The sequence below is a fragment of the Candidatus Aramenus sp. CH1 genome, assembly GCA_022678445.1.
Lineage (GTDB): Archaea > Thermoproteota > Thermoprotei_A > Sulfolobales > Sulfolobaceae > Aramenus.
The window spans coordinates 1-25,106 of sequence record JALBWU010000007.1 but is presented as its reverse complement, the minus strand read 5'-3'; the positions used below and the strand labels follow the sequence as shown (position 1 = coordinate 25,106).

Below are 25,106 nucleotides of genomic sequence, written 5' to 3'. Positions count from 1 at the left end.
GAAGTTGAACCACACTTATCTGAGCTGAGCGCACGTAGTAGGAAGCACGTAATTTTTTAATTCGCACGCGGAACATTAACTTGTGACGATTGTAGTATCCCCCTCAGCTTTTGGGAAACTGAGGGAAATAATAGAGAAGTTTAAGGGTGAGAAGGTTATTATAACTACTTATGGCGTGAGTTACGCGTTAGAGAACAAAATAGACATAGACTTCGCCCTAGACTTGGGGGCAAAGGTGAGGGCGTACTCCCACAAGCCATCTAAGGTCTCTAACTTGTCCATATACGAGTCGGAAGCGTTGCTTGTAGCTAAGGACATAGAGGCAGTCCTAGTAGTGGGGGACGAGAAGGTAAAGGAGGAAGCGGAGAAGATGGGAGTAAAGGCCATCTTGGTCTAGCTTGAGGACTTTGCCATCATCTTAAGTAGGACGTGAGGCGGGAAACTACCCGGGATCTCTGCCTTCTCGTTAAGCACTATCTTTGGTACGCTCATAACCCTGAACTTCTTTGCAAGGTCTGGGTAGTCGTTGACGTCTATTACCTCTAGGTCCACGTTATCGTTAATTATCGGTAACTGGTAGAGTAGTTCAGCTGCCAGAGGACACTTGGTGCAGTCCGGGGTCACGAAAAGCTTAACGTTACCCCTTATGGCCTTAGCCATTTCCTTTTCCTTCTCGTCCAAGTGTACTACGTTGTTGGAGACCCTCACTAAGGCGTTTAAGAAGGGCCATAGCTCGTTCATCTGCGGTATTCCCCTGTAAGTGAAGTACACCTTGTTGCCCCTCCTTACACGTATGGTGGGCTTCTCACAGCTGATAGCCTCAAGCGTTACCCCTTCCTTTTTTAGCGACACCACGAAGTCCTCTGCGTTGCAGAACTCTATGGTTATCCCGTTGATTGCGTTCAAGTACTGCCTTATTACCGGGTCGTAACTCATAAGAAGTACCTCAATGACTCTATTCCTTCCACGGCTTTTATTAACCTTTTTTCAAGCTCATCTCGCGTCTGGAACCTCTTGATCACCAAGAGGGTGCTCCCCTCTATCTTGTACTCCACCGATTCCCCCATTCCTTGGACTAGCCTGGAGGCCCTAGCGTACTTCACGCCCATGGCAACTAGGTCGTCTAGGCTCTCCCTCCCAGTGGGTAGAGGTATTGGAAAGACGAGCGCGTTGCCCTCTATGGTGAACGAGTAGTCCCCCATGTTTACCGAGAGCTTTTCCCCCCGCTTCTCTACGGAGTACCCCCTCTTTGCCAAGAAATCCTCAATCATTTTTCATCCTCCTAAACCTATCCACGTCTAGGTTATAGAAGCTTCTTGCTGCATTGACTATAGCCTCCGAGAGCGAGGGGTGGACAAGGGCGGTCATAGCTAGATCCTTCACCGTCATCCCAGCCCTTATGGCCAACGATATGGCGTTCACTATCTCCTCAGCCACGTTTGACACTACCTCGCCGTAGACCACCTTTCCGTCCTCGTCTGCTCCCAGCTTGACGTACCCTTCTCTGAACCCGCTCACCATCGCCCTACTTGTTGCTGAGAACGGGAACTTCTCAGTCCTGACGGCCAAGTTGAAGTCGCCCACTATCCCCACCTGCGGGTCCGTGTAGATCACCTGCGGGACGTGGAGGTAATCCACTTCCTCCATTGCCCCCAAAGCATTTAGACCTGCAACTATCCCCTCCAGCATTGCCGTGTGGGCTACCTTCTTCCTCTTGTTAACAACGTCCCCAACAGCGTACACCTTTGGGTTGGAAGTCTCCATCCTTCTGTTCACGCAAATCCCGTTCTCGGAGCTTATGAGCTCCAATCTCTCCATGCCCTTGGGGAAAGCCGGGCTCCTCCCCGTGGCGTATACTACTACCTCTCCCTCAAATACGCCCTTATTTGTCACGACCCTTTCGTCCTTAACTTCCCTCACCTCTACGTTCTCTCTCACCTCCACTCCGTCCCAGTCCAACGCCTCCGCTATCACGTTCCTAACGTCCTCCGCGTACTCCTTTAGTATCCTGCTCCTGGTTAAGAGGGACACCTTTGCCCCCAGCCTTGCGTATATCTGGGCTATCTCCACCCCAGCGAAGCCTCCGCCTATAACCACCATGCTGGAGGGCACGCTCCTCAAGTTCACAGCCTCGTCTTCGCTTATTGCCCTGTCTATGCCAGGGTACTTGGGGGGGAGCGGTACTGATCCTGTCGCCAGGACAAGTTTGTCGTACTCTAAGGTCTTGCCGTCCACTGAGACCTTTCCCTTGTCCTCAATAATCGCTTCGCCCATGTACACTTCTGCCCCTGCGTCCTCGACCAGCTTTCTTCCCGCCTCAGACAAGTACTGGACTATCTCGTCCCTCTTCTTAAAGAACTCCCCTGGGGACACGGAGATGTTAAGCCCCTTATAGTACCCTATCTCCTGCAACCTAGAGGAGAGAAAAGAAATGTCCGACAAAAAAATGCTTGGAATACACCCGGAGTTTACGCAGACCCCGCCAAACGCCTTCTTCTCCACTACCGCTGTCCTTACCCCGTTCCTGGCCAGCACGCTAGCTACTACGTACCCCGCAGACCCTCCGCCTATTACGACGGCGTCATACCTCATGTTAATCAGAAGAATAGCGTTCTGTCTGCGTCCAAGGTTAGGTCTATGAGAGTTGACCCTCCCACTAGCTCTATCCCGTCTACGACGTCAGACTCGTTCATGTGGCACATATCCTTTAGGCTCTGTACACATACATACATCTTAACTCCGTTGTCCCTTGCCATGTCGAAGAAGTGTATGAACGGGTTGCCTCCCTTCTTCCTCTCTTCCTCTTGCCACTTCTTTGAGAGCAGGAGCGGTCCCTTTATCATGAAGAACACTGAGGTCTCGTACTCCATGGAGGCAGCGATGGACGCCATGAAGAGCGGGGCGTAAGTTCTGTCTAGATCCTCTGGACCGTGCGTTACTACTATTAATATTTTCTTCTTTTGCTCTTCTTGTCCTTGCGACTCAGCCGTTGTTTGGGTCATATTTCCCCCAGACTATATTAATTTAGCTTACTTATATTTTTTATCAAAAATATTTACCTATGAGGACGAAGGTTTTTTTACTTTTTTTAAAAAAATTAAGAATACCGCAAAGCTTAAATATTTTTGAGATTAATGTTATTTTGGTGTTAAAGTGTGTCAAGTAGCAATAAGAAGCTATCAATAATCGTATTCTCTGGAACAATAGATAAGTTAATGCCCGTAGGAATTTTGGCTAGTGGTGCAGCAGCCGCAGGGTACGAGGTTAACCTGTTTTTCACCTTCTGGGGCCTAAACGCCATTACGAAGAGGGCAATGCAGGGGATGCCACAGATCGACAAGAACTACGAGCAGATGGGCCCAATGATGATGCAGAAGATGCAGGAGATGAAGTTCCCCATGTGGCATCAGCTAGTTGAGCAGGCGAAGGAGGTAGGAGAGGTCAAGGTCTACGCTTGCTCTACCACAATGGAGTTCTTCGGGATCAAGAAGGAGGACTTAGCCCCGTTCGTCGACGAAGTGGTGGGAGTAGCAACTTTCTTGGACAGGGCAACAGGCGGGATGACGCTGTTCATATGAAGGTGAGGTAGGATGGCGCAGGATGTGAAGATCGCAAAAACCCTAGATGTAAAGGGGATGTACTGTCCAGGGCCAGTAATGGAGACTGCGAAGGCCATTAAGCAGATAAGCGTTGGTGAAGTGCTTGAGGTCTTAGCTACAGACCCCGCTGCCAAGCCCGACATAGAGGCGTGGGCCAGGAGGACTGGGCACCAGATCCTCGACATACAGCAACAGGGCGGGGTTACAAGGATATTAATTAAGAGAATTAAGTAACAATCCTCTTACGAGTTTTATAGTTAAGTTATTTATTTTTTAAGAAAATTTATAAGTTACTTCTTACAACTCTAATACGGTAGAAAATATGTCACAAAGTAAATTATTGTCGTTACCGGACGACCCAAGATTCCTAGACATGTCATATCCGGAGCAAGGGGCTTTACCAGAGGAAGTAAGGAATCTAGACACACTAAAGCCAGAGGAGAGAGAGTTAGCTATAAAATTTTGGCAGGCAGTTAAGTCTGACTTCAGATTTAACGAGTACTTGAGAGGATGCCTAAACTGCGGAGTATGTACTTCCGGTTGTCCCGCGGCAAAGTTCTACGATTTCGGTCCCAGAGAAATGATCCAGTACATGATGAGGGACGAAGCAGACAAGATCTGGGAGTTCACAAATAAGAAGGTTTGGGCTTGTGTTCAGTGCTATACCTGCTCCATGAGGTGTCCATTCAACAACGAGATAGCAGGGCTGATAATGCTCTTAAGGGAGTACGCAGTCCAGTTCGCGCTCCCCTCAGCTAAGGAGATCTTAGCGCCCTACAGGAGGGTCCTCTACACCGTGATGACCCTAGGGAACCAAGTTACCCCAGACATGATCCAGCCAGAGGCGTTCCCAGACTGGGGTCCTCAAGCCGTTGAGGAGTCGAAGAACATGGACGTCTACAGGAAGGCAATCCCGGTTGACCTAATGCAAAGGACTGACGTCGGTTGGCAGCCCTCACTTCAAACCTCAGTAGAGATGATGACTATCATGATAGAGTCCGGAGTAATGGACTCCATAAAGAAGGTCGACCCAGACCTATACGACATGATTATGGACATATATGAGGACAGGAAGGCCCAACTCGAGGAGATCAAGGAGAAGTGGCAGAAGGGCGAGCTAAACGAGGACGAGCTGCCGGACAGCTGGTTGGACTTATAATTTACTTTTTTTCACATATTCTAAAACTTTTCTAATTATCTAAATTATTAGATAGCTTCTTTAATAAGTAAAGTTTTTATTCTAAAAAGTCTACAGAGTTATAGGGGTATATACATGAGTGAACAAGAACAAGTAGATAAGAAGTTACAGGAGGAGTTGCAGAATGCCTTCCCGATGGCGGACACAATGGACTGGAACGAAGTGTACCAGAGGATTATCTATAGGTACAGCACTCCCCACGGCCTACAGCACGTAAAAGAGGAGTTGTACAAGCTAGAGGACAAAGGAGAGATCATAGTACACCACATAAAGCCCTACAACAACCCAGTTAAGATGCAGAGCTTGAATGGAATACCCAAGACAATTCCAACTAACAAGTTATGGCACCATAAAAGCTGTGGGCAATGTGGTCACATCCCTGGCTACCCGACCTCCGTGTTCTGGATGATGAATAAGATGGAAATTGACTACTTAGATGAACCACATCAGACCTCCTGTACTGGCTGGAACTATCACGCCTCCGGAGCTTCTAACCCAGTCGCCCTAGCTGGAGTTTACGTAAGGAACATGTGGAGGGCTTACGAGACTGGCTACTTCCCCTTGATCCACTGCGGTACTTCCTTTGGGCACTACAAGGAAGTAAGAAACATGATCATCCTACATAAGGAGATAAGGGAGAAGCTGAGGCCAATTATGAGGAAGCTCGACATGGACATCGTAGTGCCGGAAGAGGTAGTTCACTACTCCGAGTGGTTGTACACAATGAGCAAGAAGGCGGCCCAGCAGAAGAAGTACGACTTGAGCAACGTAAAGGTCGCAGTTCACACCCCATGCCACGTTTACAAGCTAGTCCCAGAGGACACAATTTACGACCCAGAGGTATGGCAAGGTAGGAGGCCTGCAGCCCCGAGCGGTACTGTTCAGAACTTCGGCGCCAAGTTAGTTGACTACTCAACTTGGTGGGACTGCTGTGGTTTCGGCTTTAGGCACATCCTGACAGAGAGGGAGTTCTCCAGGAGCTTTGCCCTGTTCAAGAAGGTCATCCCCGCAGTTGAGGAGGCTCACGCTGACGTGTTCGTCACCTCCGACACCGGATGTGTAACTACCTTGGACAAGAGCCAGTGGGCTGGAAAGGCCCACGGTTTCAACTACAACCTCCCCGTGTTGGCAGACGCCCAGTTTGCCGCAATAGTTATGGGAGCTGACCCATACACCATTGCCCAGATACACTGGCACGCAACTGATGTGGAGGGCTTCCTGAGGAAGATAGGAGTACCAGTAGACGACTACAAGGAGAAGTTCATCCAGTATCTTTCCGACTTGAGAGAAGGCAAGGCTCAGCCACAGTACCTGTACACTCCTCACAGGAAGATTGACTTCTACATCTCGGTTCCAGAGAGAGTCAAGTGGTACAAGAAGGACGTACCAAAGTAAATGTAGGTTAAGCAAATCTTTTTAATTATTTTTATTAAAAATATGTAGGAAGGTGAGTTTGGTGTCAGGAGAAAAAGTCCTCGTAATAGGATCCGGTCCAGCAGGGCTATCCGCTACTAAGGAACTGCTAAACATGGGAGTAGACGTGGTGCTAGTGGAGAAGGAGTCGTACCTAGGAGGGACACCCAAGAAGCTCAAGTACAGCCTCCTCTTTCCCGAGTTGAGGCCAGCGTCAGAGGTCATTGACCCCCTAATAAAGACAGTAGAGGGAAAAGTAAAGACCTACATGGAGAGCATAGTAGAGGGCGTTAAGGAGGAGGGCAAGGGCTTTACAGTGTCCATCAAGGACAAGAGCGGTAAGATACAGACAGAGAAGGTAAACGCAATAATAGCTGCCTCGGGTTTCGAGCACTTCGACTCCAGGAGGAAGTACGAGTACGGTTACGGGCTCATCCCCAACATCTACCAGATCTCGGACATAGAGAAGATGCTTTCAGAGAATAAACTTGTAACTACCAAGGGTACCCCTCCAAAGAGGGTCGCAATCCTCCTATGTGTGGGGTCCAGGGACGCCACTGTCGGGAACACTTACTGCTCTAGGGTATGCTGTGCCGTATCCATCAAGCAGGCAATGGAGATAAAGGAGAGGATTCCAGATGCTGTGGTGCATATATACTACATGGACATAAGGACTTACGGTCTAATGGAGGACAAGCTGTACTGGAAGTCCCAGCTCGAGTACAGGGTAGGGTTCATAAGGGGAAGGATATCCGAGTTCATGAGGGGTCCAAACGACACAGTCATCATAAAGGGAGAGGACACGATGAACTTGAACAGAGCGTTAGTTGTTCCATATGACATGGTCATCTTGGCAAACGGCATGGAGCTAGGTCTTGGCTCAAAGCAAGTCGCCAAGGCGCTAGGCCTAGAGTTCGAGGAGCATGGTTTCGTAAGGCCACTCGACCCAGATAGGCTACCGGTACAGTCGACCAGGAAGGGCATATTCCTGGCAGGCGCTATAACTGGGCCCAAGACCATCTCGGACTCCATAACCGAGGGTTACGCTGCTGCAATGAAGGCCTACGAGTACGTGACAAAGGGCGTATGGGAGGAGTCAGACTTCGCCAAGAGAAAGGTAGAGGTGGCACATCATTAGCCTAGTTTTTTTAAACGTTGATTACGTGAGGGAAATTTACAACGCGATGTTAGACGTAGACGTAAATAACACTGTGTCCGGGGACGCCAAGAAGTCTCTGGACACCATCCTCCAAGCCATGAAGTTAAAGTCCCAGACGCTTACCTCCCTTTCCATCTTTACTGAGGAGGACGCTAGGAAGCTCTTCGATTCCGTGTTCTACGCTAGGAAGAGCTTTTCCGACGTTATCTCCAAGACCTCAGTCCCTGTCCTAGCTAAGGCTTATGAGAAGCTCAAGGACTCCTCCCTATCTTACGAGGATAGGGTAAGCTCCTTCGTTAACTCCGTGTCCGGAGGGGAGAGGGAAGACATAGAGGACATGGCGAAGGAGGTCATCCACTTCCTAGAGCCGGAGAAGTACCCCCTCTGGACTAGGTGGACGTGGAACAAGGCCAGGGGGACTGGGTCGATAACGTACGTGTTAAAGGACAACGTAAAGGTCGATACCCTGGACCAGTACTTCGAGGCAGTGAAGGAACTCAGGAAGGTCCTCGAGATTTTTGGGCTCTTCTCCGAGAACTTTTACTTGACTTCAGTTTTTTTAGTCTACTCGTACGTGAGGTATTTGGACTACACAACCCACCTCGCGGTGGACAAAAAGGCCGCGGGGTTGATCCCCACGCACCTAACCACAACGGCCCTTGTTTTGGGCCTAAAACCCTATCTCAAGGTGATCAAACTTGCCAATACCCGAACTTGAAAAACCCATAATTAAAGGTCTAATCCAAAAAGATAAAGTAGTAATAGACGGCCTAGAGCTAGACGGCACATGGAACGCCTTCATGATAGAGAGGACGCAGACCGGCTACGATCCCTCAGTGTGGGACGAAATAGCCAACACGGTAGAGGGCAACACCATCTCCCTGTGCTGGCAGTGCGGAACTTGTACCTCAGGTTGTACAATGAGGGAGTACGACCCCAACTACTCCCCGAGGCGTTTCATAGACTTGGCTAGGAAGGGAGACAAGCAGTCCTTGATAGAGCTCCAGGATAGTCTATGGAGGTGCGTCTCCTGCCAGAAGTGCACCCACAGGTGTCCAAAGGGAGTGCTAGTTGAAGAGGTGGTTCACGCCATCCACAATTACATGCTAAAGCATGGGCTAGTAAAGAAGGACCCCGGTACAGTGTTCGACGAGATATTCCTCGAGGCGGTCATGAAGAACGGAGGAAGGATCTCCGAGCTAGTACTCGGAGGCGCGTCAGCAAAGGCAGGGTTCGTGACTCTCAGCATAAGGGACTTGATAGCCATGTCGGGACCGCTGTTAAGGTCTGGGCTAATAAAGGACCTCATGAAGCCAAGTAAGGTAAAGAACTGGGACAGAATAAAGAATGTACTTGAGGAGGCAATGAAAGAGGAGGTGACCCCAGAATGAGCACTTACGGTAAAGTAGCCTTCTACCCGGGATGTGCCCTAGACGGGCTTGGCAAGCCATACGAGGTATCTCTGAAGTTAGCGGCACAAGACCTAGGCCTAGAGTACGAGAAGATTGAGGACTACAACTGCTGTGGAGCGCTGGAGGTAAAGAACGTAAACACAATGGCAGGATTACTGTTGCCTGCTAGGAACTTGTCGCTGGCTAGGAGCATGGGAGCTAACGCCATAATGTCAGCCTGCCCAGGGTGCCACTACTCCCTCTCCAGGACGCAGTACTTCATGACGAGGTACCCCAAGCTATCCGCCAAGGTAAACGCCTACCTAGAGAAGATGGGAGAGAAGCCGTACGACAGGCAGCTCCTCATGATACACGCAGTGGAGTTCTTCTACAACACCGTTGGCCTAGAGGGGATAAAAGCCAAGGTAAAGAGACCTCTGACTGGGTTAAAGGTCGCCCCATACTACGGCTGTCTGTACACGAGGCCTAAGGCCTACACGCTCACAGGATATATGAGGATGAAGGACGACCCAGAGAGGCCCTTCTTCATGGACGAGCTACTGAAGGCACTTGGAGCTGAGGTAGTACCCTTCGAGGCAAAGACTATGTGCTGTGGAGGGCCACACGTCTATTCTGACGCAGAGACCTCGTTGCACTTGGAGGCCAGGATACTGAAGGAGGCAAGGAGGAACGGCGCAGAGATACTAGTGACGGATTGCCCATTGGGGCACGTAGCAATAGAGAGCAACATGAACAAGATAGCCTCCAGGTACGGAGAGGACTTGAGGATGCCCTTGGCTTACTTCACTCAGCTACTTGCCTTCGCCTTCGGCCACAGCCCCGACGAGACGCTACTGACAGCCAACTTAACGAATCCCATGTCCGTCCTAAAGAGGTACTTATAAGAATCTCTTTTTTACTCTCCTTTCTTCTTATTCTCATGCCATCTCCTTCTGACCACTTGGCAAACGAGAGAACCTTCCTAGCTTGGGTTAGGACTGGGATAGCGCTCATAGGCTTCGGCTTCGTCATTGCTAAGTTCGCCCTCTTCTTGGAGATACTAAAGGGAGATAAACAGTTTGGCGGATCATCAGTGACCTACGGCGAGGTGATGATACTCATGGGAGGAGCGATCATAGCTTACGGTATATACACGTACTTAAGGAACGAGAGGGACCTAGAGAGGAACCAGTACTACCCCAGAACAGTGGAGAACGTGGCCTTCGCGGGAGTTATCCTGGCCATAGCCATAGCCTTAGCCCTGCTAATAATATAGGAAGGAGAAGTAGATCATTGCAAAGTAAAGGACTATCAACATCACAGACTCCTTTGCCCCGAGCTTCCCGTCCAACAAGGTAACTACCCCTATCACGTTGGCTATTAATGCCGAGATCACCTCCGGCAGCGCTGGGTGGAGATCGAAGTCTGTGAAGACCCCTATTAACGCCAGGAGGACGGTGGCGTTCTCTATCTTACTGCCTATGAAGCTCACTATTGCCAGGGATCCCCCTTCAGCGTGGGAGGTAGCGAGCCTTATTGCTGAAACCTTCTCCTCTATCTCGCTGGCAATAGGCGTCAAGACAAGGGAGAGCCACACTGGAGAGACGCCTAGGATAACTGCCGTGTCGTAGAGGTAGTTGACGAAGAGGTCTGAGAGGGCGACTATCGTAGCTGAGCCCAACAGCAAGTAGAACCCAGCCTTCCTCTTGTTAACTTCTCCTTCGCTGCTCCTCTTCTCTCCGGCCCTTAGTCTGTATCCCACGTATCCGGAGTAGATAAGGAGGAGGGGTACGGCGTCCCACACGTCGAGCCTCCCGTAGGCTATTACCCCGGCTAGGGACAAGGTGGTCAAGAGGAGAAACCTATTCTCTACCTTGTAGTCACCCACCATCCTGAGCTTCGTCCTCCACTTCAAGAAGTACGCTAACCCCACCAGCCCCACCCCAAAGGTGAAGAGCACTACGTTACCTCCTATGGCTGAGCCAAGGGCTACGGAGAACTTCTCGTTTAATAGGGCCACCACTACGAATATAGTCTCTGGGAGGGAAGTCAGAAGCCCAAGCACCAAGCCCCCCACAATCCCCTGGCTCAAACCCTTTTCCAGCTCCTCTGCCCCCCTCGCTAGGGCTTCTGAGGCGAGGCCTAGGACCACGGTTATTGCTGAGAGTACTAGTATATCGTACATGAGCATTATGGAGTCTCTCTATCTATTTTTCCGCGAATTCCCTAAATACTTTCTTCACGGCGAGAGGCTTCACCCGAAGTCCAGTGTCCTCCCCTTTTCCTCCAGCCCGCACAAGTCTCTTGCCATCGCCCTAGGATCCCTGAAGTACTTCACCTTCACAACTGCTCTGTGGTCAAAGTACTCTGGGTACACCCTTTGTAGTAGGTCAGTGCTGTAACCCGTGTCCACCAACACGTACACTGGCTTCCCCATGCCATAGGCCATGAGCACCTCTATCTCAGTCCCTACTCCACCTCCTAGGGCGACTATTGCGTCGCTCGACCTCACCAGGGGGACTGACCTTGCCCTAAACTCCATGCCCGTCTTAACCAGGATGACCCCCTTAGGTGGGTAGACCTCCTCGTGCTCTACTGGGAGCAACATGACCACGGTGAATCCCAACGCCGTAGCTTGATCCACGATCTCCTTCATGAGTCCCCAGTAGCCACCAAGGAAGAGGATAGGCAGTTCCTGACACTCCTCGCTTAAGGTCGTCAAGAAGCTGTAAACCCTCTCCCTCATGTCCTCGCTGTACTCCCCACTGTGGGCAGCTATCCCCAGTTGCATAAGTTGAAGTCCTCTTCGCACTAAAAAGAGTTTTTAACCTAAGGTTCAGAACATCATAAATGGACATAGGCGTTGAGTTCACAAAGGGGGAGGAAAGGGAGGACTTCGTGGGGAACAAGGTAAGGCCCTCCATTATCTTCTACCCCAGGAACGAGGGAGAGGTAGCGAAGGTAGTTAGGTACGCTTACGAGCGAGGCATACCCGTGGTAACGTGGGGGGCAGGCACCTCCTTGACGGGGGCAGTTGAGTGCAACGGGTGCATCTTGATCGACGTGAAGTACATGGACAAGATCCTCGAGGTAAACGAAGTTGACTGGTACGCGAGGGTACAGCCTGGCGTCAACTTGGAGTACTTGAACAGGAGGCTAGCGGAGAGGGGCTTCTTCCTTCCCCCAGACCCTGCAAGCTTCTTCCTCTGTACAGTTGGAGGCGCTACCGCAAACTCCTCTGGGGGAATGAGGGGGGTCAAGTACGGCACCTTCAAGGAATGGGTCCTCGCTGTGAAGGTCGTGTTGCCAAACGGGAAGGTGGTGAAGCTTGGGGAGCCCCTGAGGAAGAACAGAGCAGGTTACGACTTAGTTAGCCTCTTCGTAGGTAGCGAGGGGACGCTCGGCGTTATAACTGAGATATGGTTCAGGATAACGCCATTGCCCAGAAGGAAGACCTTCACCGTCATGGTCTACGTGAAGGACGTGGAGGAGTCAGGGAGGGTAATAGTGGAGGTGAGAAAGAGGAGGATACTCCCAGAGATGGCAGAGTACTTGGACAGGGAAGTGGTAAGGGCATTGAATAAGCACTTGAACGCGGGGCTGAAGGAGTCAGATGGAGGTCTAATGCTCTTTTCCGTGGAGGAGGACTACTTGGGAGACCTCCTTGACGTGCTAAGGGGCAACGAGGTAGTAGTTGCTGAGGGGGAGGAGGCGGAGAGGCTCTACTCCATTAGGGCCCAGTCGGCAATAGCTCTTAGAGCTGAGGCAAAGCACATGGTGGTTGAGGACATAGTGGTTCCAGTGTCCAAGTTGCCTGAGGCAATAGAGAGGTTAAAGGAGGTGGAGAGGAAGTATAACGTCAGACTGCCCGTCATTGCTCACATAGGCGACGGGAACCTCCATCCCAATATCCTGTACGACGAGGGGGAGGTGGAGGGGCTGTTCGAGGAGGTAGCCAACATTGCAATAGAGCTGGGCGGTTCGGTGTCAGGGGAACACGGCATTGGAACGCAGAAGGCCAAGGTCATGGCCCTCCAGCTACTCAAGCACAACGGCAGGGAAGTCCTCGACATAATGGAGGGAATAAAGAGGCTCATAGACCCAAAGGGCATAATGAACCCTGGGAAGTACGTGGAGCTAGCTAAGAAATACGCAGAAGGTTCGGGAGAAAACTATTAATTTCACGCCCTCTTTCTATAACCGTGGACTTCACAGCAACCTTTATACTTCTCTACCTAGTTTCAATCGCCCTAGGTAGGAAGGTGAGGATACCTCCAGTGATGTCGGATGCTGTTGTCCTGGCCTTGATATTTACCATATCCTACTGGGGAGGAGTAGAGGTCTCGTCTCAAGCAGTGGGCAAGATAGTCTACCTCTCCCTATTTTCCTCGGTAGTGGTGGTAGTAGTTACCTACTTTATTGGTTCCCTTGTGAAGCTAGAGGTAAAGGAGGGGAAGGCGAAGGTTGCCCTCTTAACTCAGTTGAAGTACTTGTTACCCCTAGTGGTCGGCATCGCCTTGGGGATACCGCTCAAGTTTTCGCTACCCTTTGACCAGATCATAGACTGGGAGCTCTACCTCCTCGCGGTAGTAATCGGGATAAGCGTAGGGAGGGAGCTGAGCGTGGAAGTCCTAAGGAGGATAACTGGGCTTGCCGTTTTCTCCATCTTGGTTGCAGTAACAGGGGCAGTGGTCTCCTCCGTGTTCCTCTACTTCCTAGGGATAAAGCCCTTTAACCTTGCCCTGGCAGTCTCCCTAGGCTCAGGCTGGTACTCCTACACTGGACCCGTGGTAGCCAAGTTCTACGGCCCCGTGTACGGCGTCATAGGCTTCCTAGTCAACTTCCTCAGGGAACAGTTAACCTTCTCCCTTGTCCCGGTTTTCCTCAAGCTGAGGTCTTCTCCCCTTGGGGCTATAGCGGTAGGAGGGGCTACCTCCATGGACACGACCCTTGGCTTTTACGTGGAGGTTCTGGGCAGCGAGTACGGCGTAGGCGCAATGATAAACGGGGTTATCTTAACCCTAGCTGTACCCGTGGTGCTCCCCCTTGTTCTTTCCGCCTAAGAGCTTGGGGTAGAGGTAACCGCTGGCTGCTTGAAATGCACCTCCCAAGAAGAGGGGGAGGGGAAGGGAGACCTCCATCAAGTACCCCCCAAGCCCCGAGCTGAGCTGCGACGCCCTTGTAGCGACGCCCTGGAGGCTAGAGGCAGTACCGTAGTCCTCCTCGTGAATCCCCCTCACGTTCACTGCCGTCCTGTTTGGCGCACCGAAGCCCGCGTTAAAGCCCCTGGCCACGTATAGGGCTGAGGCGAGGAGGGGTAAGGGGGAGAGGGCCATTGCCATGAGGAAAACCCCGTTCAACAGCCTGGTTACTGACGCTACCCTTAACGCCTCGAATGGGGACTTTATGGCGAAGAGGGAACCAAGGGAGGTGGCCACGTAGTTGCCAGTGAACACTAGCCCTATCTGAAAGGAGGACAGGTGAAACCTTAGGGAGAACCACAAGGGCAGGAGGGGTATGGCAAGGCCTAGGCCAAAGCCCCCAAGGGAGTTCACTGCTATTACCTTGGCTACGTACCTTAGGCTGGACTCCCTCATGAAGGCTGTAGTCTTCCTGGGCCTAGGCCTCTCCTTGACGAACAGGAGGGAGGTGAAGGACGTTAAGAGGAGGACAAACGCAACAGCAAAGAGTAGCCTGTACGCCTCCACGCCCTTCAATGGCAGGAAGGACTTTAAGCTCAGCATTAGGCTACCCCCTACCGCAGAGATGGAGGAGACTGAGGTCAAGAGCCCTATCCTCTTTACTCTCTCCCTCTCCTCCCCCCAGTTGCTCATTACCAATGCAGTGAGCCCAGGGGAGTAAACGCCCCTCGCTCCCCCAGCAGTCCCCCCGATCCCAGCCACAATTAACGCCGTCACCACCAGGGGCACCCAGCTAGTCAAGGAGAGGAGGAGGGACCCTACCACTGCAAACCCCTCGCCTATTAACAACGCCTTCTTGTATCCCTTCCTGTCCCCTAAGGCGCCCAACGTAAGGGCCTGAAGGGTGGTGGAGGCTATAACCCCGGCGAAGACCAGCCCTATTTCGCCTGGCCTCAAGCCCAAGAGCGAGAGGTAAAGAGAGGAGGAGAGGGTGACGAAGATGAGCCCAATACTTCTTGCAACCCTAGACGCTACCAAGAACTTAAAGCCGTAGTCCATGTTTCGCACCAAAAACATGATTTTTTCTGGTCGCAGCCTAAAAAAGGTATCCCGTGCGGTTCACTCTTCAGTGCACCAGTGCGTCCACTAAGGTTTTAGAGCTTGAAAGCTTTTTACTTGAATAATCCACAAATTTCTATGGAAGACTTCGACGTAATAGTGTTAGGCGGTGGGGGCGCTGGGTACACAACTGCCTTTGAGCTCTCCAGAGGGGGAAAGAAAGTCCTCCTCCTAGAGCCAAAGGGAGTTCTCGGCGGCAACTGCCTCTACGAGGGCTGCATCCCCTCAAAGACTCTCTGGTACGCCACTCGTTTTATCGACGCGGGGAAGAGGCTCCCCTTCCTGAAGGTGAGCGTGGACTTCAGCAAAGTAATGGAGTGGAAGGACTACGTACAGGAGCTCAGGTTTAAGCAACACGACGAGGAGCTGAGGGAGTACGATAACGTTACCTTCGTCAAGGCTGAGGGAAGGCTTGTGGACAGGAGTAAGGTCAAGGTAAACGACAAGGTGTACACTGCCAAGTACGTCGTTGTGGCAACTGGCGCCTATCCCTACGTGCCCCCCGGGTTTGAGGGAGGCATAACGACCCACGACGTCCTCGCTCCCCACTCCAAGTTTACGTTGCCGGAGACAATGGCAATAGTCGGCGGAGGGTACATCGGCGTGGAGATGTCGGCCATGATGGCCAAGTTCGGCGTCAAGGTCTCCCTCTACGCTACGCACCTCCTCAACGTCTCCCAGGAGGTACAGCAAGTGCTGGAGAGGAGGCTCAACGAACTGGGGGTTGAGGTGGTGAAGGAGAGGTGCAAGGGCCTTAAGGTCTCCGACGGTAGGAAGAGGGTGATCAGCGAGAAGGGGGAAAGGAACTTTGACGAGGTCTTGGTGGCCACTGGAAGGAGGCCCAACACCTCAGCCGTGGAAGGCGTAGTACCCTTGGGCAAGAAGGGGGAGATAGAGGTGGACTACAGCATGAGGAGCAAGGTGGACAACGTGTATGCCCCAGGGGACGTCAACGGCAGGCATATGCTCTTCCACGTAGCCATGTTAGAGGGCTGGGTAACTGCCCAGAACATTCTCGAGGGAGGTAGGCCCGTGGTTGAGATGGACTACAACGCCGTCCCCTACGCAGTGTACAGCGATCCCCAAGTCGCGTGGACTGGGATGTGGAAGGATGAGGCAGTAAAGGCTGGATACCAAGTGGAGGTTAGGAGGTTCGACTTAAGCAAGGACTCAAGGGCCCAGATAGACGGGTTCGCAGAGGGCTGGATAGACGTGGTAATAGAGCAGGGCTCGCAGAGGATCCTAGGGGCACAGGCGGTAGGAGAAGACGCGGACTTGATCATAGGCGAGCTGGCCTTGGCGGTGGGAGAGAGGCTAACTACCTACGACCTCTCTAGGTTGAGCCAGCCCCACCCCACGCAACTGGAGAACGTAACTGTAATCATGAGGAGGGTGGTGAAAACCGCCTAACCTTTAACAGTGTTAAATGCCTTGCTCTGGGCCCCAAGATACTCTTGGATTTTACCCTTGACGAGAATATCTACTTATGATAGAGCTTTCAATTAAGGGAAGAGGAGGACAGGGCGTTGTAACTGCAGGAGAGCTCCTTGTCGCCTCCTCCATATCGGAGGGCTACTACGGCCAGTCCATCCCCTTCTACGGAGGAGAAAGGAGGGGGGCCCCGGTTACCTCAGAGGTGAGGCTCTCAAAGGAGCCCATCTTCTTGCACAGGAGGGTCTACAACCCAGACGTTGTAGCAGTCTTTGACGCTTTCCTCTTCTCCGCGACGAACCCCCTTGAGGGGCTAAAGGAAAACGGAAAAGTGTTGATGAACTCCTCTAACCCTAGGAAAGTGTGGAGAGAAACCTACGTCGTTGACGCCACCAAGATAGCCCAAGACATAGGGCTAGTGATAGCGGGATGGGCAGTAGTGAACACCGCAATGGTCGGGGCACTGGCAAGTCTGCTAAAGGAGTACGTTGACCTCGACGCCTTAGAGGAAGTAGTAAAGGAAGAGTTCCCTGGTAAGCTGGGGGAAATGAACGCCGAAGCGGTGAGCTTGGGTTACAGGGGAGTGAAAAAGGTTGATTGACCTCTCTGAGATACCCGTGGCAAAACCTGCTAAGGGCTCGGCAGGGAAAACTGGCACGTGGAGGGTGCTTAGGCCCGTAATTAGGTACGATAAGTGCACTAGGTGCAGGCTCTGCATAATGTACTGCGTGGAGAACACAATAGACCAAGAGCCCAACCTCTACCCCAAGATAGACTACGACTACTGCAAGGGCTGTGGAGTCTGCGCCCAAGTATGCCCCACGAGGGCAATACTCATGGTCCCGGAGGTGAAGTGACGTGTTAATTCAAAAGGGCAAAGCACTTGCCTTAGTCGGAAACCACGCAGTTGCCTACGCGGTAAAGCAGGCAAAGCCACAAGTACTCGCGGTCTTCCCCATAACTCCTCAGACCACAATGCTGGAGAAGCTCTCGGAGTACATAGACAATGGGGAGCTGAAGGCAGAGTTAATAAAGGTTGAGAGCGAACACTCGGCGATGGCAGCCATCTTCGGCGCAGCCCTTACAGGCTCAAGGGTTTTCACTGCAACTGCCTCCCAAGGACTCCTCTACATGACGGAGATGATATACTGGGTAGGAGGACAGAGAGTACCATTAGTCGCGGCAGTAGCTACTAGGGCAATAGCGTCCCCTTGGTCTATCTGGGACGACCACCAAGATTTCGTGAGCAAGAGGGACGCCATCTGGGTACAGATGATGGGTGAGAACGTCCAGGATGCCTACGACATAACCTTAATGTCGTTCAGAATATCAGAAGATCCTAGGGTAATGATGCCGGTGATGATGGGCTTCGACGGGTTCATCTTGACCCACACAATGGAGAGGGTCGAAGTCCTCCCAGACAGCGTTGTGGACGAGTTCCTCCCTCCAAGGGAGTTCAAGCTGGTCGACTTCGATAACCCCTTAGGTATAGGGGCGGTAGCTACCCCGGACAACTACGCTAGGTACAGGAAGAAGGCAATGGAAGCTATGGAAAGGGCAAAGATGGCGATAAAGGAGGTGATGGCCAAGTTCGAGGAGATCACTGGGAGGAAGCAGTATGGGCTCACCGAGTGCTACATGTGCGAGGACGCCGACTACCTAGTAGTCGGTATGGGAGCGTGGGTAGGAGATATGAGGGTCGCCGTGTCGAGGCTCAGGGAGAGGGGGAAGAAGGTGGGCCTTTTGAAGGTCAAGGTGTTCAGGCCGTTCCCAAGGGAGGAAGTGAGGGAGGCCTTGAAGAGCAGGAAGGGAGTAGTGGTGTTCGACAGGGCCTACTCCTTTGGCTCTGGAGGAGTGCTCTCGCTGGAGGTTAAAGCGAACGCCTATGGCCTCACCACGCCAGTACACACGATTGTGGCAGGGCTAGGGGGTAAGGACGTGAGGCCAAGGGATATTGAAGGCACGTTAGAGGACTTGATTGAGGGGAAGTTGGAGGAGGAGAGGTGGTTAGCGTGATGTTCCTAAGGGGAAACGCTGCCTGCCCGGGTTGTCCAATACCCAAGGAGCTTGACGCCCTGCTAGAGGTCACGGGCAAGAAGACTGTGTTGGTAGTCCCAGCTAGTTGCACTAGCGTGATCTTGGGTGACACCCAAGGAGGTCAGCCCGCCACAATCCCGGTGATACACAGTGCCTTCGCTGCAGCCCCTGCTATAGCTTCCGGAGTAGCGTCCTCACTCAGGATGAGGGGTGAAGAGGACGCAACAGTGGTGGTGTGGGCAGGCGATGGTGGGACTGGGGACATAGGCTTCGCTTCCCTTAGCGGCGCCGCTGAGAGGAACGAGAACATCCTTTACGTATGCTACGACAACGAGGCATACATGAACACTGGGATACAGAGGTCTGGCCTAACTCCATATGGGGCTTGGACTACAACGACGCCTTCAGGGAAGAGGGAGTTCAAGAAGCCCCTGCCTCTTATCATCGCCGAGCACAGAGTACCATACGTAGCTACGGCGTCAATAGCTTACTTGAACGACTACCAGAGCAAGGTTAGAAAGGCAAAGGGGAAAAAAGGCTTTAGGTACATCCACCTTCTCTCTCCCTGTCCCCCTGGATGGAGGTTCGACGCTGGGCTCACAGTGGAGATAGCAAAGCTCGCAGTTGAGACAGGGATATGGCCACTATACGAGATAGAGAACGGCGAGTTTAGGCTGACGAGCGCTAGCAAGGTTTTGGTGGACAAGAGCAAGAGAAAGCCAGTGGAAGCCTACTTAAGGTACCAAGGTAGGTTCTCCAAGATGACGCCAGAGGAAGTGAAGGCGCTACAGGATTACGTAGATAAGATGTGGGAGGAATTAAGGGAAATGGCAAAGAAGTGATTTGCTTTTTTACTTAAATCCTTCTTCTTCTGTAGTGTCATGTGGAATTAACCTTCCAGCTTAGTTAACAGAGTTGTTGCAGTGTCTACTCTAGGCATCTTCGTTGACGCCTATGATTACTTCGTCATGGGAGTCATAGCAGTAGGCGTTTGGCCAAAGGTGTTCTTAAACTCCTCTAACCTGTCCTTGATGATTTCCCTCTTTGCCTACTTAGTTGCCTTCCTCAGTAAACCCCTAGGAGGGATTGTCATGGGGCACGTTGCTGACGTAAAGGGAAGGAAAACTTCAATGTTTTGGGGCGTCTTCATGTCTGCCGTCTCAGTAGGGTTCATTTCAGCAGTTCCCGCCTCTCTAGGCGCCTTTGGTTTGTTAATAATAACCATCTTAAGGTTTATCCAAGGTTTTGGCTCTGGCGGGAACCACGGGAGTAGCTTAACCTTAAGTTACGAGCTAGTGATTAAGGGGAAGAAGACAAGGCACAAGATGTGGCTCCTTCAGATGGGTCCCGTGCTTGGTCTAGTTATTAGCGTTGTTGTGGTAAGCGCTTTTCGAGGAATAGAGGAAAACCCCGCGTTTCTAAACTACGGCTGGAGACTGGCCATACTAGTTGGGGCAGGTCTTCTCGCCTTTAGGTCCTTCCTTAGGACAAAGCTCATAGAGAGCCCAGATTTCTTAGCACTTAAAGAGAAAGGTTACGTAACTGACCTTCCCGTTAAAAGCCTACTGCTGAGCCAATGGAGAGAGGTACTTCTAGCGTTTCTCAGCGTGGTGTATTACAGAATCACCCTAAACTTCCTCGTTTATCCTTTCCTCTTCAAGTTCTTCGCTCAAGAGGGTCGAGACGCAACTGCTGTTCTAGCCTTGGGCTTTGCGTTCTCAGTTCTCTCCATTTTCCTAGGGGCGCTCATGACGTTTAAGCTATCGTGGATTAAGGTTGCAATAGCTTCCGTTGCCTCGACCTCGTTAACTGTACCCTTAGTACTTCTCGACGACCCACTTACTCTTCTTCCTCTCTTCGTTACCTCTTCTCTAGGATGGGGAGGAATGGGCTACATGGTTGGAGAGTTCGACCCTAGGCATAGAAGCACTGGAGCAGGATTGGTTTTCAACACCTCTGAGGTGGTTCCCAGCGTTCTTTCCGTGGCTTCGCTTCCCTTCCTAAAGGCAACGTACGTAAGAAACCCTCTAGCCACGGTGGTTATTGTGGAAGAGGCAGTTCTTTTGGCTTCCCTCTTTTCCCTGTTCTTAATAAGGCGAAAGAAGTCAACCGCCTAAGTTTGACAAGTAATTGGGAAACCCGTTTCTTTTCCTTGTGGCGGAAGAATTCCTATACCATTTTTACTTTCTAGGAGGAAAATTCTGCTTAGGAAAAAATTTTCTTCCATAAGAAAACGAGGGCTTCTTCACTCTTCACTCTACAAAACGACGAGTTATTTTTCTTGAGAGAAGACATAAAAAGGGTTACACTCCCTTTTCTCTTGAACATTACATTAAATCTCGTTATTCTAACAAAAACTTTCTGTAATTGTATTGTTCTCTTTTTCTCCTCCTTATATTCTTTGTTGAGTGGAAGTAAAGCTTATGAGTATTTCCGATCAAAAACAAGGGCTAGTAACGATCCCCCTCACTATCCACGGCAACAAAACTCTGAGGTAAAACTGTCTAGATAACCGGGAGTTAACTATACCCAGTATTATGTCCTCTTGATGTAGAGAAGATAGGGCACGTAAATTGCAGCTGAAGCGTAGGTGCTCTTTATCTCTTAATGAATTGAAAGTAATACGCGCATGCGTGAATGAAGGCGGGGCAGTTGGAGTTGATATAGCTTCTGGAAGCAAAAACAAATTAGTAATAAAAAATGGAAGCTGTTGGAGCCCTTAGAGTTCCCGTGAATGGAACCTTTCTTGTTGCACCGTGTATGTATGCGCGGAACGACGACAGCTTAGCGGACGCCTAGACTAATCAAGGCCTTTAGGGCAGAGCACAGAACCGTCGTTTTATCCCATTTCTGGTTGAGGGATGAGCCTGCGCTTCTTCTAGAAGTCCACTAAGTGCAGTGTACGAGCGGTTTAACTGCGTTCTAATTCCCGCTACACATTTTAAACGAGGAAGTCTTACTTAAGCTACTTAGTGCAGACACCGCGTGAAGCTTCAAAGTGCATTTCAGAGCGAGAGCGTGCAGCTTAGTGGGCTTTTGCTCGACTGCCCTTGACACTACGTGTTTGCTCGTCTTGCGTTCCTCATAGGACTTAACCTCTTATGTAAACCCTTGGACTTCGGGATCACGTCCTCTATCCTCACTTGACCCTTTATAGGGATCCCTGCTCACTACGCTGTGTAGATAAGGGAAATCCGGACATCCCGTCAACTCTGGATGGGCATCAGGAGTTCTTTGACTCTTACGAGAAGACCTAAAACTTCAAGTTACACAAACTCCATCTGGCGAAACCGCTCGTAGGCCACATATAGATGAGGATCCATTTTGTCTTCGGTATCCCTTCTCCCAATCCTTCAGCATCCCGGGATGGCTCAGCACGCTATGCTAACCACGGGCGGGGCCATAGGCCCTTGAGTGCACCGTCTTCAAAGGTCTACGGTGTCATGAGAAACTTTATTAGCCGTTCCTACTTCATGAATCACGCCTTGGTCTACAGCTACGCCCTACTCTTCGGTCTGATGGTGTTGGAGGGGATAGGCTTCCCAGTCCCTAGCGAGGTGATAATGCCCTACGTCGGTTACTTCTCAAGGCTGGGCTCAATGGACTTAGCTGGGGGTATAACTGTGGGGACTCTGGGCAGCCTGGTCGGCTCTATAATAGATTACTATGTGGCGTTGAAGCTCGGTCTCCCATTCCTGAAAAAGTACGGGAGGGCTATAAGGTTTAACGAGAGGAGGTTGGCCCTACTCAACAAGTGGTTTGACAAGCACGGTGCCTACGCCGTCTTCGGGTTCCGCTTTGTTCCTGAGATAAGGGCTTTGATCTCGCTGCCGGCGGGCCTCGCGAGGATGAACTTAGTCAAGTTCGTGGTCTTCACCGCCCTAGGCCACTTAATATGGGACTCCCTCCTAGCCACGCTTGGGTACATCTACTACGCCCAAGTGGGGTACGTGTCGAAGCTCCTCGAGACCTACTCAGCCTACTTGTTCGTGCTTGGCGTCGTAGTTGTCGTTGTACTGTTGGTGTACAACTTGAGGAAATAGATACCACTGGGCGCCTACTAGTAGTCAGTGTGCTTTTGTGTTTGTTATATATTATAAGGTTTCCACGACGCTGTTCACCTTCCTACTCTATATAAAGAAACTACGGTGATTACTTATAGTCACCCTGTTCTTGACACCCGGAGACCTCGATCGCTTTTTCTCGTTCAACACCAGCTGGTGTATCCTGTAGTTTCCGTGTACCTGTCACCTTTTGATCATGGTAGAATTAGAAGTATTACCCTCCTAGAGTATTACCCGTCAGCTTGTGTAGCTTAATATAGCTTCTGCTTGAAGTCTTTTTTCAGGAATAATTATTCCTTGAGTAAATTTATTCTTACAAGGTATTATCTTCCCTTCCGGGTCAAGGGAGAAATTTCTGTCTGAATATAGCTTCTGGATCACATACCTAGATAGGTTTAATATTTCAGTCGTAAGGTCTATTGTAAGGTCTCTCCTTTTACTTTTCAGGGATAGTGCACTGGTGCACTAACCGATGCACGCACGGAGCGTCTACCAAATGAGTCAACGTGTGGGCATCACTGTGTAGGGAGCGATGAAGGGGACGTCGCAGTTTAACGTTACCTCCTCTATCTTATCGCCTAAAGATTCACGTGAAGTGCATGAGCTTTAAGGGAAGTCTCAGGGTACAACGCAGCTCAAAAACGATGCCTCGACTAGAGCCCTTATATGCCCGAATTTACTTCACCACGAGTCCCGCTATTACGGTAATCCCGCGTTCCTCTGCCTCCCTCTTCACCTTAGCCTCTATTGTGTTGGCAATTAGGAACTTCTTTACGGGCTTGTTGTACATGGAAGCGAACAGCTTTTCCCTTATCTCCAGTTGCTCAATAGCTCCCTCGTCTGCGAAGTTCTTGACCTCGAACAGGTAGACGTAGTCGTTTGTCTCGTAAAAGTCCACCTCATACGTCCTCCCCTTGTATACTATCCCCTTCTCGTCTACTATCTTCCCGTGCTTTACCTTCGAGGGATCGACGCCGTGTAGCTTGAGGGCCTCCTTGTAGAGCTCCATTATTGTCTTTTCTATGTAACGTCCTGCCCTGGAGGTAAACGAGGAGAAGGCGATCCTCAAGAGCTTTATCTCATGCCAAATCTTCCTGTTCTCCTCTTGGTTCGCCTCAAACCTCTTGTTCATCTCCTCAAACCTCTTCTCAAACTCCTCCCTCATCTTCGCTATCTCCTGCCATATCCTCTTGTTCTCCTCCTTTGTGGCTTGAATCTCCTGCCATATTTTCTTGGTCTCTTCGTGGATTTCCCAGAACTTCTTGTCGTACTCCTCAAACCTCTTGTTCATCTCCTCAAACCTCTTCTCAAACTCCTCCCTCATCTTCGCTATCTCCTGCCATATCCTCTTGTTCTCTTCTTCAAGTGCTAAGAATCTCTTCTCAAACTCCTCCCTCATCTTCGCTATTTCGTCTTGGATAGCCTTGACCACTTTTTCTAGCTCCTCTATCTTCTTAATTACCACGTCCTCCCTTATCCTCTCATATACCCTGTCAGCAAGGGCGGAGAGAAGCTGTGGGTCGTTGAGAATCCTCTGCAGGAGGTCTTCTTGGCTCATTACATGAATTTTGTACCCGGGAGTAAAAAAGCAAGATCTTTGAGTTGGCTATAAAACTTTTTTATTTTTGTCAAGAAGAAAGTTTATGGGTAACCCTAAAGTAGTCGTTAAGAGGAACAACGAAGACCTCAGAGGAGTACGCCTTATGAAGCTAGGAGAAGGGATGTACGTGGGGAGGAACTTCCTTAAGGACGTCCTAGTGTACGTGGAGCAGGGCAAGGGGATTTTCGTGCACTGTGTCGGGGGACTGCTTCAAGGGTACAGATTGCGTGGTTTACGAGGCTAAGGGAAACCCAAGCAAGCGGAAGGTCGCTGTGGAGGAGCTAGGCTTGTCGTCCCTCTTCCTTAATAGGAGAGCGTCAACTGCGTTGCTCTCCCTACTGGAGGCGTCTAGGGTACTGGGGCTGAAGCAACTCGAGGTCGCCTATGGTTTCATCTTGAACAAGGTCAATGAAGGAGCCCTCATGGACCTTAGATCAGTGAGGGTTACGTGTAGTTTAGGGTAAGCAGTTCGCCGTTACTCAAGTAGAGAGATATGGCGTCTCCCTCCTCAAGGGTGTAGTTGAACACAATGGTGTAATTTCCCTCTCCAGTAGGTATGGTGTCCCCAAAATAGTGGTTCGACCTAAATACAAAAATTTCGTTAAATGGAACTACGTTTTGTTGTACATCAGCATAGCAAATTGAGACAGAACTCCCGATATTCTTCAGTGTCACATTAAGGTAATACAAGGAGATGTCGAAACCATATTTTTCCTCAACTTGTAACACACCTCGTCCTAGTCTCCCTGTTCCGATTTGCTTTACTTCCCCACTTACCGTGTGAAAGTGTACTAAGTACGGAATAAGTCCTACTATAAGAAGAACAGGTATAGCTAGAAAGTATCCTAATGAAGAAAGCCCAGACTCTGCCTAACAACCCCACCTTTTCTAAAGATAGTCTCGTCAACAAGTGACCGCTCTTAACTTCAATAAACTCATAACGTTAGACAACTG

30 protein-coding genes are annotated in these 25,106 nt (G+C 50.7%); 21 read left to right on the top strand and 9 right to left on the bottom strand.

Translation table 11 applies throughout. From position 1 onward, the window contains the following. The first annotated feature begins 82 nt into the window (after positions 1-82). Positions 83-397: a hypothetical protein gene (locus MPF33_06055; protein MCI2414795.1), complete on the top strand. Its 315-nt coding sequence runs from the start codon at positions 83-85 to the stop codon at positions 395-397. On the opposite strand, the gene MPF33_06050 is transcribed toward MPF33_06055, so the two are convergent. From MPF33_06050 to MPF33_06035, 4 genes are read right to left on the bottom strand one after another with little or no spacing between them, the layout of a single operon-like run. After that, positions 394-936, bottom strand: coding sequence for a thioredoxin family protein (locus tag MPF33_06050; protein ID MCI2414794.1), 543 nt, complete (start codon positions 934-936; stop codon positions 394-396). The two genes, MPF33_06055 and MPF33_06050, sit on opposite strands and share 4 nt — an antisense overlap. After that, entirely contained in the window at positions 933-1,271 is a 339-nt protein-coding gene (locus MPF33_06045; GenBank protein ID MCI2414793.1) for a hypothetical protein, read from the bottom strand. The genes MPF33_06050 and MPF33_06045 overlap by 4 nt, the downstream gene beginning before the upstream one ends. After that, on the bottom strand, positions 1,264-2,592 hold the full coding sequence (locus tag MPF33_06040; GenBank protein MCI2414792.1) for an NAD(P)/FAD-dependent oxidoreductase: 1,329 nt from the start codon (positions 2,590-2,592) through the stop codon (positions 1,264-1,266). Before MPF33_06040 ends, MPF33_06045 begins: the two co-directional genes overlap by 8 nt. Before the next feature lie 5 nt (positions 2,593-2,597). Continuing rightward, positions 2,598-3,002 (bottom strand): DsrE family protein, encoded by a 405-nt coding sequence (locus MPF33_06035; protein ID MCI2414791.1) that lies wholly within the window; start codon positions 3,000-3,002, stop codon positions 2,598-2,600. Between the two features lie 213 nt (positions 3,003-3,215). Between MPF33_06035 and MPF33_06030 the strand changes: the two genes are divergently transcribed. The 9 genes from MPF33_06030 (at position 3,216) to MPF33_05990 (ending at position 10,036) form a co-directional block, all read left to right on the top strand. Further along, complete coding sequence (locus MPF33_06030) at positions 3,216-3,578, top strand: DsrE/DsrF/DrsH-like family protein (protein MCI2414790.1); 363 nt, start codon at positions 3,216-3,218, stop codon at positions 3,576-3,578. A 12-nt stretch (positions 3,579-3,590) separates the two neighbouring features. After that, positions 3,591-3,833 carry a sulfurtransferase TusA family protein gene (locus MPF33_06025; protein ID MCI2414789.1) on the top strand — a complete coding sequence of 81 codons (243 nt, stop codon included), beginning with the start codon at positions 3,591-3,593 and terminating at the stop codon, positions 3,831-3,833. Between the two features lie 88 nt (positions 3,834-3,921). After that, on the top strand, positions 3,922-4,758 hold the full coding sequence (locus tag MPF33_06020; protein ID MCI2414788.1) for a 4Fe-4S dicluster domain-containing protein: 837 nt from the start codon (positions 3,922-3,924) through the stop codon (positions 4,756-4,758). A 114-nt stretch (positions 4,759-4,872) separates the two neighbouring features. After that, positions 4,873-6,192 (top strand): CoB--CoM heterodisulfide reductase iron-sulfur subunit B family protein, encoded by a 1,320-nt coding sequence (locus MPF33_06015; GenBank protein MCI2414787.1) that lies wholly within the window; start codon positions 4,873-4,875, stop codon positions 6,190-6,192. Between the two features lie 61 nt (positions 6,193-6,253). Further along, positions 6,254-7,348: a CoB--CoM heterodisulfide reductase iron-sulfur subunit A family protein gene (locus MPF33_06010; GenBank protein MCI2414786.1), complete on the top strand. Its 1,095-nt coding sequence runs from the start codon at positions 6,254-6,256 to the stop codon at positions 7,346-7,348. Between the two features lie 46 nt (positions 7,349-7,394). Continuing rightward, complete coding sequence (locus MPF33_06005; protein MCI2414785.1) at positions 7,395-8,087, top strand: hypothetical protein; 693 nt, start codon at positions 7,395-7,397, stop codon at positions 8,085-8,087. Next, on the top strand, positions 8,068-8,760 hold the full coding sequence (locus tag MPF33_06000) for a 4Fe-4S dicluster domain-containing protein (GenBank protein ID MCI2414784.1): 693 nt from the start codon (positions 8,068-8,070) through the stop codon (positions 8,758-8,760). The genes MPF33_06005 and MPF33_06000 overlap by 20 nt, the downstream gene beginning before the upstream one ends. Then, positions 8,757-9,665, top strand: a complete 909-nt coding sequence (locus MPF33_05995; protein MCI2414783.1) for a CoB--CoM heterodisulfide reductase iron-sulfur subunit B family protein — start codon at positions 8,757-8,759, stop codon at positions 9,663-9,665. The genes MPF33_06000 and MPF33_05995 overlap by 4 nt, the downstream gene beginning before the upstream one ends. A gap of 35 nt (positions 9,666-9,700) precedes the next feature. After that, complete coding sequence (locus tag MPF33_05990) at positions 9,701-10,036, top strand: DUF202 domain-containing protein (GenBank protein MCI2414782.1); 336 nt, start codon at positions 9,701-9,703, stop codon at positions 10,034-10,036. Here MPF33_05990 and MPF33_05985 read toward each other — a convergent pair. Next, positions 10,025-10,951: a sodium:calcium antiporter gene (locus tag MPF33_05985; protein ID MCI2414781.1), complete on the bottom strand. Its 927-nt coding sequence runs from the start codon at positions 10,949-10,951 to the stop codon at positions 10,025-10,027. The genes MPF33_05990 and MPF33_05985 overlap by 12 nt on opposite strands. A gap of 63 nt (positions 10,952-11,014) precedes the next feature. Continuing rightward, entirely contained in the window at positions 11,015-11,551 is a 537-nt protein-coding gene (locus MPF33_05980) for an LOG family protein (GenBank protein MCI2414780.1), read from the bottom strand. 59 nt (positions 11,552-11,610) lie between these two features. Here MPF33_05980 and MPF33_05975 point away from each other — a divergent pair, with 59 nt between their 5' ends. After that, the gene (locus MPF33_05975) at positions 11,611-12,939 is read left to right on the top strand and encodes an FAD-binding oxidoreductase (GenBank protein ID MCI2414779.1); all 1,329 of its coding nucleotides are present in this window, start codon (positions 11,611-11,613) and stop codon (positions 12,937-12,939) included. A 23-nt stretch (positions 12,940-12,962) separates the two neighbouring features. After that, positions 12,963-13,823 carry a lysine exporter LysO family protein gene (locus tag MPF33_05970; GenBank protein MCI2414778.1) on the top strand — a complete coding sequence of 287 codons (861 nt, stop codon included), beginning with the start codon at positions 12,963-12,965 and terminating at the stop codon, positions 13,821-13,823. On the opposite strand, the gene MPF33_05965 is transcribed toward MPF33_05970, so the two are convergent. Further along, the gene (locus MPF33_05965; GenBank protein MCI2414777.1) at positions 13,782-14,978 is read right to left on the bottom strand and encodes an MFS transporter; all 1,197 of its coding nucleotides are present in this window, start codon (positions 14,976-14,978) and stop codon (positions 13,782-13,784) included. The two genes, MPF33_05970 and MPF33_05965, sit on opposite strands and share 42 nt — an antisense overlap. Positions 14,979-15,098: 120 nt before the next feature. Between MPF33_05965 and MPF33_05960 the strand changes: the two genes are divergently transcribed. From MPF33_05960 to MPF33_05930, 7 genes are all read left to right on the top strand, one after another. Then, entirely contained in the window at positions 15,099-16,430 is a 1,332-nt protein-coding gene (locus tag MPF33_05960; GenBank protein ID MCI2414776.1) for a dihydrolipoyl dehydrogenase, read from the top strand. Between the two features lie 76 nt (positions 16,431-16,506). Then, entirely contained in the window at positions 16,507-17,052 is a 546-nt protein-coding gene (locus MPF33_05955; protein ID MCI2414775.1) for a 2-oxoacid:acceptor oxidoreductase family protein, read from the top strand. After that, the gene (locus MPF33_05950; protein ID MCI2414774.1) at positions 17,045-17,308 is read left to right on the top strand and encodes a 4Fe-4S binding protein; all 264 of its coding nucleotides are present in this window, start codon (positions 17,045-17,047) and stop codon (positions 17,306-17,308) included. Before MPF33_05955 ends, MPF33_05950 begins: the two co-directional genes overlap by 8 nt. 1 nt (position 17,309) lies before the next feature. Further along, on the top strand, positions 17,310-18,467 hold the full coding sequence (locus MPF33_05945) for a pyruvate ferredoxin oxidoreductase (protein MCI2414773.1): 1,158 nt from the start codon (positions 17,310-17,312) through the stop codon (positions 18,465-18,467). After that, complete coding sequence (locus tag MPF33_05940; protein ID MCI2414772.1) at positions 18,467-19,330, top strand: 3-methyl-2-oxobutanoate dehydrogenase subunit beta; 864 nt, start codon at positions 18,467-18,469, stop codon at positions 19,328-19,330. The genes MPF33_05945 and MPF33_05940 overlap by 1 nt, the downstream gene beginning before the upstream one ends. Before the next feature lie 81 nt (positions 19,331-19,411). Next, complete coding sequence (locus MPF33_05935) at positions 19,412-20,605, top strand: hypothetical protein (GenBank protein ID MCI2414771.1); 1,194 nt, start codon at positions 19,412-19,414, stop codon at positions 20,603-20,605. A gap of 1,356 nt (positions 20,606-21,961) precedes the next feature. Then, entirely contained in the window at positions 21,962-22,531 is a 570-nt protein-coding gene (locus MPF33_05930; GenBank protein ID MCI2414770.1) for a DedA family protein, read from the top strand. A gap of 697 nt (positions 22,532-23,228) precedes the next feature. Here MPF33_05930 and MPF33_05925 read toward each other — a convergent pair. Next, a complete protein-coding gene (locus tag MPF33_05925; protein MCI2414769.1) occupies positions 23,229-24,110 on the bottom strand; it encodes a DUF3782 domain-containing protein in 882 nt (293 codons plus the stop codon). An 85-nt stretch (positions 24,111-24,195) separates the two neighbouring features. Between MPF33_05925 and MPF33_05920 the strand changes: the two genes are divergently transcribed. Together MPF33_05920 and MPF33_05915 are read left to right on the top strand one after the other, a co-directional pair. Further along, positions 24,196-24,396 (top strand): hypothetical protein, encoded by a 201-nt coding sequence (locus MPF33_05920; protein ID MCI2414768.1) that lies wholly within the window; start codon positions 24,196-24,198, stop codon positions 24,394-24,396. Then, positions 24,347-24,616 (top strand): hypothetical protein, encoded by a 270-nt coding sequence (locus MPF33_05915; GenBank protein MCI2414767.1) that lies wholly within the window; start codon positions 24,347-24,349, stop codon positions 24,614-24,616. Before MPF33_05920 ends, MPF33_05915 begins: the two co-directional genes overlap by 50 nt. Here the strand turns inward: MPF33_05915 and MPF33_05910 are convergent. Further along, positions 24,597-24,881 carry a hypothetical protein gene (locus MPF33_05910; GenBank protein ID MCI2414766.1) on the bottom strand — a complete coding sequence of 95 codons (285 nt, stop codon included), beginning with the start codon at positions 24,879-24,881 and terminating at the stop codon, positions 24,597-24,599. The genes MPF33_05915 and MPF33_05910 overlap by 20 nt on opposite strands. Positions 24,882-25,106: the final 225 nt, after the last annotated feature.

Bases quoted from the DNA above. Each gene is read 5' to 3' on its own strand.
- MPF33_06050 (MCI2414794.1), bottom strand. From the start codon at position 936: ATGAGTTACGACCCGGTAATAAGGCAGTACTTGAACGCAATCAACGGG.
- MPF33_06045 (MCI2414793.1), bottom strand. From the start codon at position 1,271: ATGATTGAGGATTTCTTGGCAAAGAGGGGGTACTCCGTAGAGAAGCGG.
- MPF33_06040 (MCI2414792.1), bottom strand. From the start codon at position 2,592: ATGAGGTATGACGCCGTCGTAATAGGCGGAGGGTCTGCGGGGTACGTA.
- MPF33_06035 (MCI2414791.1), bottom strand. From the start codon at position 3,002: ATGACCCAAACAACGGCTGAGTCGCAAGGACAAGAAGAGCAAAAGAAG.
- MPF33_06030 (MCI2414790.1), top strand. From the start codon at position 3,216: ATGCCCGTAGGAATTTTGGCTAGTGGTGCAGCAGCCGCAGGGTACGAG.
- MPF33_06025 (MCI2414789.1), top strand. From the start codon at position 3,591: ATGGCGCAGGATGTGAAGATCGCAAAAACCCTAGATGTAAAGGGGATG.
- MPF33_06020 (MCI2414788.1), top strand. From the start codon at position 3,922: ATGTCACAAAGTAAATTATTGTCGTTACCGGACGACCCAAGATTCCTA.
- MPF33_06015 (MCI2414787.1), top strand. From the start codon at position 4,873: ATGAGTGAACAAGAACAAGTAGATAAGAAGTTACAGGAGGAGTTGCAG.
- MPF33_06005 (MCI2414785.1), top strand. From the start codon at position 7,395: ATGTTAGACGTAGACGTAAATAACACTGTGTCCGGGGACGCCAAGAAG.
- MPF33_05995 (MCI2414783.1), top strand. From the start codon at position 8,757: ATGAGCACTTACGGTAAAGTAGCCTTCTACCCGGGATGTGCCCTAGAC.
- MPF33_05990 (MCI2414782.1), top strand. From the start codon at position 9,701: ATGCCATCTCCTTCTGACCACTTGGCAAACGAGAGAACCTTCCTAGCT.
- MPF33_05985 (MCI2414781.1), bottom strand. From the start codon at position 10,951: ATGCTCATGTACGATATACTAGTACTCTCAGCAATAACCGTGGTCCTA.
- MPF33_05980 (MCI2414780.1), bottom strand. From the start codon at position 11,551: ATGCAACTGGGGATAGCTGCCCACAGTGGGGAGTACAGCGAGGACATG.
- MPF33_05975 (MCI2414779.1), top strand. From the start codon at position 11,611: ATGGACATAGGCGTTGAGTTCACAAAGGGGGAGGAAAGGGAGGACTTC.
- MPF33_05965 (MCI2414777.1), bottom strand. From the start codon at position 14,978: ATGTTTTTGGTGCGAAACATGGACTACGGCTTTAAGTTCTTGGTAGCG.
- MPF33_05960 (MCI2414776.1), top strand. From the start codon at position 15,099: ATGGAAGACTTCGACGTAATAGTGTTAGGCGGTGGGGGCGCTGGGTAC.
- MPF33_05955 (MCI2414775.1), top strand. From the start codon at position 16,507: ATGATAGAGCTTTCAATTAAGGGAAGAGGAGGACAGGGCGTTGTAACT.
- MPF33_05940 (MCI2414772.1), top strand. From the start codon at position 18,467: ATGTTCCTAAGGGGAAACGCTGCCTGCCCGGGTTGTCCAATACCCAAG.
- MPF33_05930 (MCI2414770.1), top strand. From the start codon at position 21,962: ATGAATCACGCCTTGGTCTACAGCTACGCCCTACTCTTCGGTCTGATG.
- MPF33_05925 (MCI2414769.1), bottom strand. From the start codon at position 24,110: ATGAGCCAAGAAGACCTCCTGCAGAGGATTCTCAACGACCCACAGCTT.
- MPF33_05920 (MCI2414768.1), top strand. From the start codon at position 24,196: ATGGGTAACCCTAAAGTAGTCGTTAAGAGGAACAACGAAGACCTCAGA.